The 15,050-nt window shown below is 37.4% G+C and carries 8 protein-coding genes and 1 tRNA gene; 4 read left to right on the forward strand and 5 right to left on the reverse strand.

Going from position 1 to position 15,050, the window contains the following annotated elements; genetic code table 11:
- Positions 1-610 precede the first annotated feature (610 nt).
- Entirely contained in the window at positions 611-4,732 is a 4,122-nt protein-coding gene (locus FLEMA_RS67500; protein WP_044170797.1) for a hybrid sensor histidine kinase/response regulator, read from the forward strand.
- 48 nt (positions 4,733-4,780) lie between these two features.
- Here FLEMA_RS67500 and FLEMA_RS0104510 read toward each other — a convergent pair.
- The 4 genes from FLEMA_RS0104510 to FLEMA_RS0104525 all read right to left on the reverse strand — a co-directional run bounded on the left by FLEMA_RS0104510 (position 4,781) and on the right by FLEMA_RS0104525 (position 10,170).
- Positions 4,781-4,853, reverse strand: a tRNA-Thr gene (locus tag FLEMA_RS0104510).
- Between the two features lie 232 nt (positions 4,854-5,085).
- A complete protein-coding gene (locus FLEMA_RS0104515; RefSeq protein ID WP_044170799.1) occupies positions 5,086-6,990 on the reverse strand; it encodes a DUF349 domain-containing protein in 1,905 nt (634 codons plus the stop codon).
- A gap of 331 nt (positions 6,991-7,321) precedes the next feature.
- On the reverse strand, positions 7,322-8,713 hold the full coding sequence (locus FLEMA_RS0104520) for a methyltransferase RsmF C-terminal domain-like protein (protein ID WP_026994432.1): 1,392 nt from the start codon (positions 8,711-8,713) through the stop codon (positions 7,322-7,324).
- 131 nt (positions 8,714-8,844) lie between these two features.
- Complete coding sequence (locus FLEMA_RS0104525) at positions 8,845-10,170, reverse strand: vanadium-dependent haloperoxidase (protein WP_026994433.1); 1,326 nt, start codon at positions 10,168-10,170, stop codon at positions 8,845-8,847.
- A gap of 376 nt (positions 10,171-10,546) precedes the next feature.
- Here FLEMA_RS0104525 and FLEMA_RS0104530 point away from each other — a divergent pair, with 376 nt between their 5' ends.
- Positions 10,547-11,476 carry an NAD(P)/FAD-dependent oxidoreductase gene (locus FLEMA_RS0104530; RefSeq protein WP_052353947.1) on the forward strand — a complete coding sequence of 310 codons (930 nt, stop codon included), beginning with the start codon at positions 10,547-10,549 and terminating at the stop codon, positions 11,474-11,476.
- Positions 11,477-11,565: 89 nt separating this feature from the next.
- Here the strand turns inward: FLEMA_RS0104530 and FLEMA_RS0104535 are convergent, their stop codons facing one another.
- Positions 11,566-12,786 (reverse strand): NAD(P)/FAD-dependent oxidoreductase, encoded by a 1,221-nt coding sequence (locus FLEMA_RS0104535; protein ID WP_026994435.1) that lies wholly within the window; start codon positions 12,784-12,786, stop codon positions 11,566-11,568.
- Between the two features lie 608 nt (positions 12,787-13,394).
- On the opposite strand from FLEMA_RS0104535, the gene FLEMA_RS0104540 reads away from it, so the two are divergent.
- Positions 13,395-14,177, forward strand: a complete 783-nt coding sequence (locus tag FLEMA_RS0104540) for an alpha/beta fold hydrolase (RefSeq protein ID WP_026994436.1) — start codon at positions 13,395-13,397, stop codon at positions 14,175-14,177.
- A gap of 126 nt (positions 14,178-14,303) precedes the next feature.
- Positions 14,304-14,969, forward strand: coding sequence for a CBS domain-containing protein (locus FLEMA_RS0104545; RefSeq protein WP_026994437.1), 666 nt, complete (start codon positions 14,304-14,306; stop codon positions 14,967-14,969).
- Positions 14,970-15,050: the final 81 nt, after the last annotated feature.

Consider the following 15,050-nt stretch of genomic DNA (forward strand, 5'->3'; position numbering starts at 1 on the left):
ATATAGTAGCAATAATTGAACTATGCAAGAAGTTTTTGTAAGTTTTTTTGCCTTTTTTTATGAAGGGAGGTGAAAATTTATGATTTGTGAAGAATATTTGGTTGTAAAAAATATGGCCTTGATTCTCGATAAAATGGATAATCTTATTTTTGTTATATTTTCATTATTGTATCATCTTGATTATCAGGTTGTTGTGTGTATTGTAGCTCTGCTCAGTTTAAAAAAGCCATATTTGGGATAAGTGATGCAGTTTTTTGATGAAAGCGGAAAGAGTAATTTTAATTTTTTTGAAAAGAAAGTGCCTTCTGATAAATCTAAATTTATTTAGATTTTGAAGGACTATAATTCATTAAAAATTAGTTAATTTTGGTTACTACCATTTAACATTTGAATTTTGTTGTTTTTATTTAGAAATACGCTTTTGATACCTTTTGTATTGCTATATTGCAAGGCGTTGTTTATATAAGTAAAGTTGCCTACCTCATAAAAAACTCTAACATTAGGTCTAGTATTGTAGTACTGCCCATTACTGTATTAGGATTAGCTGACTACTGAAGCTTGCAGTTGTTGTTTTGGGCTGTATCAACTGTTTAGTGAACTACGAATTTATATGAACCAAGTAAGGTATTTGCTTATTTGTATTATGTTGATGAGGGGGCTTTTGCTTGTGGCACAAATTGCTAACCCTTCATTTATACATTTTGGTACGAGCCAAGGTCTTTCGCAAAGTCAAGTTAGTGCTATGCTCAAAGACCGACAAGGCTTTATGTGGTTTGCAACGCAGGAAGGGCTCAATAAGTTTGATGGATATGAGTTTACTGTTTATAAGCATTATCCAAATGATAAACAGGGTATTGTCGATAATTATATATACGATATATTAGAGGACGAAAACCATGACTTATGGGTAGCTACTAGCCGTGGGTTAGATAAATTTGACCGCAAAAAGGATGTATTTATTCATTACCTTACTCAATACAATAGCCTCAAAATTCGTGATTTGTTTAGAGATAGTAAAAATAGGCTATGGCTTGGTACAGCCGAGGGCTTGATGCTATTTGACAAAAACTCAGGAAGAGCCAAACGTTATCAGCATCAAGCAGATAATCCTAATAGCCTAAGCGAAAATTTTATTTATCGCCTTGCTGAAGATACTCATGGAAATATTTGGATTGGTACGAAAAATGGGCTAAATATTTTTTCGCCCGAAAAGCAGACTTTCAAACATTACTTCCATACCAAAAATCAACCTAATTCTTTATCGATTAATTGGGTTACTTCTATTTTTCAAGATTCTAAAAAAAGAATGTGGGTAGCCACCCGAGGTGGAGGGCTGAATCTGTACCATCCCGAAACTGATAATTTTACGGTATTTAAGCACAATGCTAACGACATCCACTCTATTTCGCATAATGACTTGTTATCGTTGGCCGAAGACCAACATGGCTATATCTGGGTAGGTACTGAAAATGGAGGTATTAGTGTATTGAATATGCAAACCCAAAAATTTGTTCGCTACCTCTTTGACCCCAACGAACCTACGAGTTTAAGTAATAACTCGGTATATAGCCTTTATCAAGACGATATAGGCAATATGTGGGTGGGTACGTGGTCGGGAGGAGCTAACTTTTTACCCAAATTTGGCCCTAAGTTTAAACATTACAAAAACGTTTTAGGCTCGAATAGCCTCAACAACAACTTTGTTCTTGCTATTACTGGCGACGAAAACGATAACCTTTGGATTGGTACAGATGGTGGAGGCCTGAATTACTTTGACAGAGCATCAAAAAGATTTAGCTATATACAACATAATCCCCAAAATAGTAACAGCCTCAAGAGTAATTTTGTGATGTCAGTAACGCTTATCAAGCCCAATGTACTTGGGCTGGGGTATCATAGAGGAGGATTTGGCTTGTATGATATTACACAGAAACGATTTATTAATTACATGCCTCGTGGGGCAGATACCAATAGCGTTGCATCGAGTAGTATCAATAATGTAATAGCTGATAGCAATGGCAATGTTTGGCTGGCAGGTTGGAATGGAGGACTAGACTTTTTTGATACACAAAACCAATACTTTATCAATTACCAACACGATGCCAAGAACCCTAGTTCACTGCCCAACAATAATATTAACGTTGTTTTTGAAGACCAAGACCATGATATTTGGGTTGGTACCGAAAACGGTTTGGGTTGCTTTAACCGTGCTACCCAAAAATTTACCCAATATAGCCATAATCCCAAAAACAAGGAAAGTATTTCGAGCAACTTTATAACTTACTTGCTCGATGCGGCTTCGGGATTTGTATGGATAGGTACTACTGGAGGCTTAAATTTATTCAATAAAAAAACGGGAAAATTTACGGTTTATACCGAAACCAATGGGCTTGCCAATAATTCAATCAAAGGAATATTGAAAGACCGACATGGTAATTTATGGATAAGCTCTAATCAGGGTATTACAAAATTTAATACAAAAGCCAATATTATTCGTAACTATTCTATCTCTGATGGCTTGCAGGGAAACGAGTTTAAGGCTAGAGCTTGTTTTGCTACCAAAGATGGCGAATTGTTTTTTGGAGGTTCTAATGGTTTTAATAGCTTTAATCCTGATGCTATGCAGGATAACACCTTTGTGCCGCCTGTTTATATTACCAGCTTATCTATTTTTAATCAACCTATTATTACAGGACGAGACAATGCCTCATTCCCCACACACATTAGCGAAACCAAGCGTATTGTACTTAACTATAGCCAATCCGTTTTTACCCTCGAATTTGCAGCACTGAATTTTACCCTTTCCGAGAAAAATAAGTATGCCTATATGTTAGAGGGTTTTGATAAAGGATGGAATCATGTTGGAAGGAAAAGAAGTGCTACCTATACCAATCTCAATCCTGGGCGGTATGTTTTTAGGGTAAAAGCCTCTAATAACGACGATATTTGGAATGCAGAGGGAACAACCCTAGAAATTGTTATCTTACCACCGTTCTGGTTGACATGGTGGTTTAAATTCACTGTTTTAGCCTTGTTATTTGGCCTTGTATGGCTTTTCTACCGAATTAGGCTACGGAGTATCGAAAAACAAAAAGATTTGCTTGAAAAGGAAGTAGCCGAAAGAACAGCTCAATTATTGCAGGCTACCCAAGAAGAACATAAGGCTCGACTAGATGCCGAACGTGCCAATAGTGCCAAAAGTGTATTTTTGGCAACAATGAGCCATGAAATAAGAACGCCTATGAATGGCGTAATTGGTATGACGGCCTTGTTGAACGAAACGGAATTGACAGAAGAACAGAACTTTTATACGCGCACTATCAAACAATGTGGCGAAGACCTCCTGACTGTCATTAACGATATTCTTGATTTCTCGAAAATAGAGTCGGGGAATATGGAGCTAGAAGAAAGGTGTTTTGACCTAAGAGGCTGTATTGAAGAAATGCTAGATGTATTTGCTACAAAAGCCGCAGAGTCGTCTCTCGACCTGATGTATGAAATTGCCTATAATGTACCTTCACAAATTATTGGCGACGAACAGCGATTGCGTCAGGTATTACTTAATTTGGTAGGAAATGCTATTAAATTCACGCCTAAGGGTGAAATATTGGTAAAAGTAAGCCTTGCCAAGCAAATTGGCGATGATATCGAATTATCCTTTGAGGTAATAGATACAGGTATCGGAATTCCAAGTGATAAAATGGAACGCCTATTTAAGGCTTTCTCGCAAGTAGACTCCTCTATGACACGCAAATACGGAGGTACGGGTTTGGGCTTGGTGATTAGTGAAAAGCTTGTAAAACTCATGAAAGGTACTATGAGCGTTCAAAGTGAAGTAGACCGAGGAAGTACCTTTTCTTTCACGATACAGTCGCAAATTAGCAAAGAGCCTATTCAAACCTACCGCTTGATGAATGTAGCTACTTTCGACCACAAGGTAGTGCTAGTGATAGACGATAATCTGACCAACAGGAATATTTTAAAGGCTCAGTTAGAGCAATGGGGAATTAAGGTTGTATTGGCAAGTATGGCCGCAGAAGCTCTTGATATTTTGGGTAAAGCCAATCAGCATTTTGATTTGATTATTACCGATATGCAAATGCCCGAAATGGATGGCTTACACTTGGCATTGACTATCGACCAAATGAACTTGAATGTACCTATAGTACTATTAAGTTCAGTAACCGATGATGCCCATAAGCAGTATCCCAATCTTTTTGCGTCAGTATTGACAAAACCCGTAAAACAGCACCTGCTGAATAAAACCTTATTGACGATTTTGAAAAAAGTAGAAAAACGAGGGGATATATCGGGTACAAAAAATATTAGTAAATTAGCAAGTGATTTTGCAGAAAGGCATCCATTGACGATTCTGATTGCCGAAGATAATATCATGAACCAGCGATTGGTTTTGAAGATTATGGAAAAGTTAGGGTACAAAGTAGATTTGGTCGAGAATGGTAAAGAAGCTGTTGAGGCTGCCAAAAACAAAAAGTACGATATAATCTTGATGGATGTACAGATGCCCGAAATGGACGGATACGAAGCAAGCTTAAAGATTCGGAACGAACTGGAATATCAGCCTATTATTATTGCAATGACCGCCAATTCTATCGACGATTGCCAAGATGACTATGAGAATGCTAAGATGAATGATTATTTGAGTAAACCTTTTAGTTTAGACTTGATAGTGTCATTATTGGAGAAGTGGTTTCTAAAACGCTCAGTTTAAGAAACTGAAAATTACAAAAAAACCTAACTCTTTTGGAGTTAGGTTTTGAGCCTTCTATCGGGATCGAACCAATGACCTACTGATTACAAGTCAGTTGCTCTACCAGCTGAGCTAAGAAGGCTTTTTTCAACGTTGGCGATTCGTTTATCGTTTAACGTGGTGCAAAATTAGTCGGTTGAAATGTATTATGCAAGCATTTAATCAAAGAAATTTTAAACTTTTTTGTAAGTTTTTCGTATGTTTTTGATAATCAAAGGATTTGTGGATACGTTATATTTTGTATTTTTTGTAAAAAAATATGGCAACCTTGAGGGGCTGCCATATAAAATATCAGTTTTGCCAATCAAAATTGATTATCTATCCGCTTCACGAATTACTTTCAATTGATGCTTGAAATGAGCTAATTCTTGTTCTGCTTTTTTGATTTTGGCCTCTACATCGAGTCTTAATTTATCAGCATTTTTAGATTTTGCGAAAAATTCAAGGTTATTTTTGTAAAGAGCAATATCGTTTTCGACTTGCTGAATTTTGCGACGAATATCGTTTTCTTTGCGTCCTAAATCTTTTGGTGAAAAATCACCTCTTGATTTTAGAATATCAACCTCAGTTTGTAGAGCCAATTGTTCTCTTTCTTTACCCGAAAGCTTACCCATAGCACTTACATACTTGTTGATAGCTGTAATATAGCGTTTGCCAATAGCCTGCATATCTTTTTTAGGTACAAACCCGATACCTGCCCAAAGAGCTTTGAATTCAGCCAATTTAGCAGTTTCAGCACCCTCGACAGCTTCAGCTTCTATTTGCTCGCAAAGGGCTACCTTTTTGGCAAGGTTGGCTTCAAATTCTTTCTCGATATTTTGGTTTTTGGCACGTTTAGCATCAAAGAAACCATCACAAGCTTTTTTGAAACGCTCATAGATAGCATCTTTATCTTTTTCAGGAACATGACCAATTTCACGGAAAGCCTTTTGTAATTGAATTACTTCGTTGGTGGCATCTTGCGAATCCTCGCCAGAGCTGAGAAGTGTTTCAACTTGCTCGATAATAGCCAATTTAGCTTTAAGATTTTCTTCGCGTTTTCCTTCTAATTGACGGAAGAATTCACCTTTATTTTTGAAGAATAATTTGATATTTCCCCAAAATTTATCGCTTAATTCTTTACCTTTTTCTTTTGGCATGAAGCCCTTTACATTGTTCCATTGGTCTTGTAAAGCCAACAATGCTTTGGTACGTTCGTTCCATTCTGCAATTGATTCTGTCGAGAAAGAAGCAAATGTTTCAACCAATTCAGCAATTGAAGCTTTTAGGGCGAAAACTTGCTCAGATTCAGCTTTTTGTGTTTCTAGCTGCTCACGACGTTTTCCGTAGATAATATCCAAAGCATCTTTAACACGTTGCCAGATTAATTCATTTTCTTCTTTTGGAGCAGGGCCAATATGCTTATATTCTTCAAAAGCAGCTACAGCTTCGTCAAGGATTTTTCCTGTAACGATTTCGGTTTTAGCGGCTTCTGCAATTTTTTCAATTTTAGAGCATAATTCTATTTTTTGTTGGAGATTGCGCTTGCGGTCGAGTTCCAACAATTCAAAATAGATACTTCTGTTGCTGTAAAAACGGTCAACTAAAGCATGATATGTTTGCCAAAGCGTGTTATTGTGTGGCGAGTTGATATTTCCTGCAGCTTTCCATTCGTCTTGAATTTTTTTGAATTCGCTAAAGCCTGCCTTGATATGCATAGGGTCAGAGTTATCTTCTCCTTCAACAATAGCTCTAAGTCGGTTGAGCAACTCGGTTTTAAGACTAAAGTTTTTATCTCTTTCTTTTTCAATACTATTAAAGTATTTCGAGCGTTCTTCTTTTAGTGCTTTAAAAAGTTTGTCAAATTGTTCAACTAACTCATCAAATTTAAACTCAAAACCTTCTTCAGAACCCTCATTGGCTTCTTTGAATTTGGTCAATGCCTGAGAGCGTTCCGCCGATTTGATTTGCTCGAAAAGAGGTCGAACTTCTTTTAAAACGTCTTCAGATTTGCGGAATGAACCTACTGAAGGTTGTTCTTTGACATCGGCTAAGAGTTTGGTCAATAACTCAACGAAGTCTTTTTTCTGGAAAGTAGAATAATCAACTGTTTGAGCTTCAGTTGTGTCAGCATCAGTGGTATCGGCCAATTCTAACACTTGGGCAGATGTCGCTTCAATTTCCTCCTGAGGATTGCCACCCTGTTGCTCCGTAATTTCGTTTGCTTCTTCGTTAATCATGCGTTTCTTGGTACAGTTTTTTATCCTATAAGTAGTTGGTTGGATAAGGGGTATTGCTACTGATAGTCTAGTTACTGTGTGCTGTTTTTCAGTTTATAAACACTTAATTTTCAGATTTGTTAGGAGGGTAGCTAGCTTGCCTTTATAAAATAATGATAGGTTTAACCAAAAAAGCTACATGGTCTTTTGCAAATCTTACTTGCAGACATTACAATTTCAATACAAAAATAGAAAAAATAGTTACAGTATAAACGGATGTTTTTTTTTTCGACACCAAATACACCGATATTTTGTATTTTTCATACAAACTTATCAATTATTTATCACAATATCAGCTTGGACGGCTCATTATCCTTAGCTCTTTTGGATAGTAATTATTGATTCGATTAGATAAAACTTTTGCCCAGCCAAGTTGATGCCCTTCAAATGTAACAGCACACCAACCTTTTGTGGCGGTTTCGGGCATAAAATCGTCTCGCCTCAAATAACTGATGGCTTGATCGATCTGCAATGAAAGGGTTGGAATATGTTTGGGCAATAAGGTAGACAAGGCTAATTCATGTTCTGGAATTAAATCTTTGCCTCCAATTTTTCCTAACAGAATTCCGGCTTTTCGGATATATAAATTAGACTGGAGTATTTTTAAATCTTGCTCGTGGCTAGGGTTAAATAAGAAAAAGGAATCGTTTTTGTCGAACCAGCTGTAGTTGTCTAAGTTTTTTACCCATTGTTCAAAGATACTTTTTTCCATCCTGAAGCTTTTGGTACGTTGTGGTTTGACTCTTGGCCTTGCTACTGGCTGGTAATCGGCAGTAGTTTTTTGAAACGCTGAAATAAAGAAGCCTTCTCCTTTTACTTGGTCTGGAAAAAAGCGAAAACCATAAGCTCCGTATTTGTCAGATTCTGTACCAACAACGCCCCACTTCTGAAGTGACTGCTCATCGCCTTTACCCAAATTAATAGATTTGGCTTCTAGCTTATCGACTACCCAATCAAGTATATCTTCGTTTTCTGATTTGGAATAAGAACAAGTAGAATATAATAATATGCCTCCTTCTTTGAGTGAGTCCCAAGCGTCGGCCAAAATACGTTGCTGGCGTTGATAGCAAAGTGTTACGTTGTCGAGCGACCACTCTTCAACAGCCTCAGGGTCACGACGAAACAAGCCCGAACCCGAACAAGGAGCATCCACAACCATAACATCGAAATAACCGCCTAGTCTAGCAAATTCTTTGGGGTCGTTGTTGGTAACATACGTATTGATTTGTCCCCATTTGCTAAGGTTATCTACCAATATATTGGCACGACTTCTGATTACCTCGTTGCTTACCAGCAAAGAGCCATCGGTAATCAAACTGGCAATAAGCGTGCTTTTTCCGCCAGGGGCAGCACATAGATCCAAAATACGAAGGTCATTTTCTAAATCGACGGTTTTTCTTAAAGCAAATTCCAGAAACATCGAACTGGCCTCTTGTACATAATAAGTGCCTGCATGAAATAGAGGGTCGAATGTAAAAATTGGGCGTTCTACCAAATAATGCCCATACCTCGACCACTGTACAGGATCAGCAATTTGTAACGACGGAGGTAAAGTAGCTATTTTAGAGGGATTAATTCTGATGGACGTAGGGGAATCTGCCAAAAGGTGTGTTTTTACAAAGGAATCGTGCTGGAATCCTTTTACCTGACTCAGCGAGTCTAACAATGCTTGTGGAAGGGGCATTTGGTTGTTTTAACTTTTGAAATGAAAAATGATATTTAAGAGAGGCCAATGAATAGCAACCCTTATTAAATACAAAGTGCCAAATTTACGATGAAATTTGGCACTTTGTATTTAATAAGGATAGATTCTCCTTATTTAGATTTTTCCGTTTTGATAGTCGATACAATCCAATTCCCTACTTTTCTACCTTGTACCAAACCTAGGTCAAGGGCTGGGCGGAAGTGAATGCCACCATACAGGCGGCTAATCGAAGCTTCTTCGGCGGCATCGTGGTACGATTTGAATTTTCGTACGGGTAAGCCATATTGCATTTCGGACGAGTCAGCAAAAGCTACATTGTCGCCGAGTACATGTGATAATGCCGTTGAGGCTGCTCCCGAAATTACCGAGTGACCAGAAGTATACTCTGGAAATGGAGGCGTTTGCAGTACTGGTTGCCAATCTTTATTGATATTTTCGTTGATAACCGTTTCTGGTCTAACCTTGATAGAGCGATATTTTTCATCCCAACAAGAAATAAAGCCATCAAAAACAGCCATAGAAGTCATTAAATAGGCTTCGGCAGTTTTGAAAATATCGGCATTGAGCTGACGAGACGTTTGGGTAACAATAGCCATCCAGTGTCCACCTGGCGATACTTTTTTGGTAGCAAACATAGCATGTCCTGTAATATTCATTTTAAAAGGATTACAGTCCCAAAAGTTGGCAATAGCACGTTGTTCTTCTGTTAGGTTATTGATAGTATTATAAACATCCATTACCATATTATAATAAGGCGAGCCTTTTGTCATATTGTATTCGTAAGGAGTAGGAGGCATAAACTGTGACGATGAGTCTAAGGCAACAGGTCGGATTTTTGACCAATAAGGTTCAGCTGCATCGATATACGCAGGGGGTGTAGGTACCCATGTGCCTTTCTTTTGAGTAACGGTATATCTAAAACCTCGTGTTTGTTTGTAATTATCTTTTTTGGAGTAGTTCATTACCGAAGCGGCAATCGAATCGCCAAAAGCAACAGAACGCTCATATACGTCGTCGGGAATACCTGTGGCTTTAAAATCGGCCCAAAGTTTTTTCTCGAAGTCTTCGTACAATTCTTGGGCAAAAGTAAGGTTTTTGCCAATTGTTAAGTAGGCTTTTACTGCTGCCAATGGATAGCAATATACTTGGCCAGAGTCGGGTTTTGCCATTTTTTCAAGGCCATTGAATTGCCCAACCATTGATTGATAATGGGGGTTGCCTGCTGCTAATGCCTCATAAGCCGCTAGCGAAGAATACATATAAATACGGCTAGATACAGGCGGGGCAAATATGTCGTGTATGATTGATTCGGTTAATTGTGCTTGGGTACGACGTAAAAATTCAGGGTTAGATGCCTCTTTTTGCCAATTATCATTGCTTTTTTTACAACTAAATGATACCGAAAGAATGATTAAAAAGATAAATATTTTTCTCATTGTGTGAGGGTTATTGTGTAAAGTTGTTGGTATTCAGATGGTTAAACATTGTGGGTTGTGCCGTAAATTATCTTGGTGTTGATAAAAAAGGTTATTTGTTGTGTTACAAGTATAATATACGACTGCTCAAAGTTAATAAATAATCATTTCTAAATCCCGAAACTTTTATCAGTTATTAAGTTAATTCTTATACATTTTAGGGATTTTTTTGAAATAAAAGAAGCATGATACCTCTGTTATTCTTATTTATTAGGTATTATCCTCAAGCTTTTGTCAACATTTTAAGCAGTTTTGGGTTTAATCGTTTATAAAGTAATATCAAGTTATACCCCTTGATTAATACCGAATACTATTGATAATAATAAACTGATTTATTTTGAAAAATAAAGTTGTAATTATTGGAGCTGGCATGGCTGGTATTGCTGCTGCAAGGCTATTGACCCAACAAGGATACGATGTTTGTGTTCTGGAAAAAAGTAGAGGAGTAGGAGGACGAATGTCGACTCGAAGACTAGGTGCTACCAAAGCCGACCATGGGGCTCAGTATTTTTCGGTAAAATCGTTGGCTTTTCAAAAAGTGATGGACGAGTTAGTCGCCAAGGGTATTGCCACCACATGGCAAGTGGCTCAGCGAAAGTATCCGAGGTATATTGGTAGCCAAGGTATGAATACCATTCCTAAAGCTATGGCAGAAGGAATCACGATTTTTTATGAGGAAAAGGCTGTGAAAATTACTTTTAACGAAGTACAAACCGAGTCGGGGGGACATTATCAGTACGATTATTTGGTGCTTACTATTCCTGTGCCTCAGGCTTTACAGTTATTGAGCGATAGTCAAATTTCTATTGATACTCACGATAATATCACTTTACAGGATATTCAATACGACCCATGTTTTGCTGTATTGGTTACCTTAAAGCAACCTATAGCGTCGCTAAAAGGAGGGCTTATTCAAGAAAACCAGCCTGTTGCTTGGGTTGTGGATAATGCCGAAAAAGGTATTACTACTACTTCAACGCTTACCTTGCACGCATCGGATTGGTATAGTAAACAAAATTTGGAAAGAGCTGTAGATGAAGTAGGGCTGGAGTTGATTGGGTCAATAAGTAGCCTAATAAAACCTGAGTATATCCAGCATATCCAAACGCACCGTTGGCGATATAGCTTGGTGAGCCAAAGAAGTAGTTTGTCGTATTTGTGGCTGACGGGTTATCCTATTATTATTGGGGGCGATGGCTTCGGCGTGGGTAATGTAGAAGGGGCTTTTCTTTCGGGCGAGGCTATTGCACAAGCTATTAATTCGTAGCATATTTTAGGCAATACTAGCATCAGAAATTCTATAAGCAGGTGTATTGTTTGGCCTGCTTATAGAATAGCATAATTGAGAAGACACCCTTACAGTAATTCAGCAACTTTTCTACCCGACATCATGGCAGCATTCAACGATGGATACGTAGTATAATCGCCACATTGATAAAGTGTTTCAGTAATTTTGAAGGAAGTGCCTAAGGTACTACTTGCACCAAATGTATTTAGAGCATGAGGAATTTTATAACTTTTAATAAACTTCCAGAGGCTTGTTTCTTTTCCAAACCACGATTCCAGTTCTTTTTTAATTAGTACAGATAACTCTTCGCCTGAAGCAGCAATAGGCCCCTGAGTAGATACCGAAATAAGCGATTTGCCAACAGGTGCGTACCCTGGAGCGATGTCGCTTGGTACGCAAAGGTTATGCACCAAGCCCTTTCTATTGGTATTGAGGGCAAGCATTTTGTGAGCTAAAGGCGACGACTGAGCTTCAAAATAGGTACAAGTTGTACTGTTGTAGTGCGTTGGAGGTGTATTACCTAGTAATTTTGCTGCATTGAAGCCATCTGTAGCCACAATAATCTTGTCGGCTACGAGTACCTCTCCATTTGCTAAGTAGGCTTTATTCTGTTCAATTTTCAGAACCTTGGTATTGAGTCGAATTTGGTTGGGACTGAGCTGGCTAGCCAATTGTTTAGGAATCTCCTGTATGCCCTTAGCTGGTATAACAGCCTCACCCTCATAAAATTTCCCGAAAATATAGCGGAAAAAAGACGAGGAGGTCGCAAGGTCGTTTTCCAAGAAAACACCACCAAAAAAAGGCATAAAAAACTGTTGGATAAACGATTCAGAAAAACCATAGTTTCTTAGAAAATCAATAGTCGAAATACCTTGATATGTTAGTATTTCATCACTCAGATTTTGAGTATCTATTACCAAGCGTAATATCCTGAGCTTGTCGGTCAACGAACCAATTTTGCTAAACAACGACTGAAATAGGGTACTTGGTTGTTGAAAAGGATTTGAGAGTATTTCAAAGCTTTGGGGTTGATTATCAACTTTGATTAAAGCTCCTGACTGAAATGCCTTCAAGTCTAGCGAATCGTAGTTGAGTAAGTGCTGAGCTTCGGGATAAGCCGTGAGCAGTATCTGAAAGCCCCTATCTAGTAAAAATCCATTTTCTGAGTCGGTTCTAACACGCCCTCCAATAGCATCAGAAGCCTCTACAATAAGGGCATTAATACCTCTTTCTTTTAGTTTTTTTGCACAAGTTAAACCTGCAATTCCAGCACCAATAATCAGTATCATTATAAGAAGAATTTAATCGTTGAAACTACCTCGAAGTACGAAATTATAGATTTTGTTTAACAAATCTTCAACAAAACCTATAAAAGAGTTTTTCATTCCTTTGAAGTTTGTAATTTAACTGTATGACAAAATGAAGGAAAATTGTATTATTTTTATATATTAAAAATTGGCACAAAAAAAGATAAAAAAACAAGATGTTAATTTTATGTAAAATATAAAAAAAGTCAAGATATAAGGTTTTGTGTTTAAGTATTTGATAATTAGATTATTATGTATTTTTATTTTGCCCTGTATTAATACTTTTATGAAAATAGCTAGCTGATTTGAAAAAAGGGTAATACATTTTTTAGATATTTTTTGTTATTTTGCATTGAAGAAAAAGATTTCAAAAATTGAACAAAACCATTTTTTTTATTGTATACTAGGTTGGAAGAGTATTGTTGTTGAAAGTCTAGTTTTAAGAAAAATGCCTTTTTTCAATTCTTTCATTTCTTCTTTTTTTGCTAAATCAAGTGCAGAAAAATATTAGATTAGTTCAATAATAGAATGCACACTTTTAGTATCATTTATCGAGTAATGTCCCAAATTTATCAAACCTCATAATCATTATGAACTACCAAATTCACGAAGGCAACGGATACAAATATATAGATGAAGGCAAAGGTGAAATACTTTTGTTGCTTCACGGTCTTTTTGGTGCATTAAGCAACTGGGAAGGAGTTATTGAGGGTTTTAAAAGTCATTATCGTGTGATTATTCCGATGATGCCGATTTATACAATGCCTATTACCAAAGCTGGATGTGAAGGCTTGAATGAGTATATCGAAGGTTTTGTGGCTTGGAAAGGCTTAGAAAACCTGACTTTATTGGGCAATTCTTTGGGAGGGCATGTAGGGTTGATTTTTACCCTAAAAAACCCTTCAAAGGTAAAAAGGTTAGTATTGACAGGTAGCTCAGGGCTTTTTGAGAATGGTATGGGTGGGTCGTATCCAAAAAGAGGAAGTTATGAGTATATCAAAGAAAGAGTAGAATATACTTTTTATGACCCAAAAACAGCCTCAAAAGATTTGATCGACGAAGTTTTTGAGATAACCAACAGTGCTCAGAAAGTAATTCGTATTATTTCTATCGCAAAATCGGCTCAAAGAAACAATATGGCCAAAGATGTTGTTAGAATAAAAGTACCTACTCTGTTGGTATGGGGCTTGAACGATACAATTACCCCCCCACAAGTTGGTCATGAGTTTAACCGTTTGATAGAAGGTTCTGAATTGCATTTTATTGACAAATGCTGTCATGCACCAATGATGGAACGACCAGAGCAATTTAACAAGATATTGAATAATTGGCTTGAAAAAACACCAATAGGCGTACCCGAAATGGCATATTAGCAAGCATAATATTTGTAAATATCAATTGGAAGTTGCTATTAAATCACTAATTTTAGAGTAATAGCAGGCAATAATCTTTACAAAACCTAGTTCTGCTATTATAAACAACTTACCACGTCGAAAACAATGCTTGCAAAAGATGTAATAAATCATGTTTTACCCGTCCTCAAATCTGCTGATACAGTTGGGGATGCCTTGGGTTGGATGGATGAATATAGAGTTGGGCAGTTGGCCATTGTCGAAAATGCTGAATATCGAGGGCTAATAAGTCAAGATATACTGCTGGAAGCCGATGAAGAATTGCCGTTATTAGCATTACAGCCCGGGTATCAAGAAGTATTTGTGCTAGCCGAACAACATTTGTACGAGGTACTTAGTGTAGCTCAAAAGCACGAGTTGGAGGTCATTGTAGTACTAGATGAAGAAAGAAAATATAGTGGTACGATTGTAGTAACCGAACTCCTGAATATCCTAACCAAAAAGCTGGGTTCGCAAGAATTAGGGGCTATTATCGAAATTGCTCTTGAAAACCGCAGCTACTCATTGTCCGAAATTAGCCGATTGATAGAAGCCAATGATACCAAAATTATCAGTAGCTACTATACCACAGGCGATGAAAGTTCTAATTTTAAGGATATTCTTACGCTCAAGCTCAACCGCCGAGACATTACGCCAGTGGTGGCAACCCTCGAACGTTTTGAATACCAGATTATCGGTGCATATTCGTTTGAATCTATCGAAACACCCGACAAAGAGCGGTTTGATTTATTGATGAAATACTTAGATTTATAAGATATACCTTTTCAAAAAACCCATAGGAACTAACGTTCTTATGGGTTTTTTGCGGTTTTGAACCAAAATGGCCTATCAAAA

The organism is Flectobacillus major DSM 103, assembly GCF_000427405.1.
GTDB classification, from domain to species: domain Bacteria; phylum Bacteroidota; class Bacteroidia; order Cytophagales; family Spirosomataceae; genus Flectobacillus; species Flectobacillus major.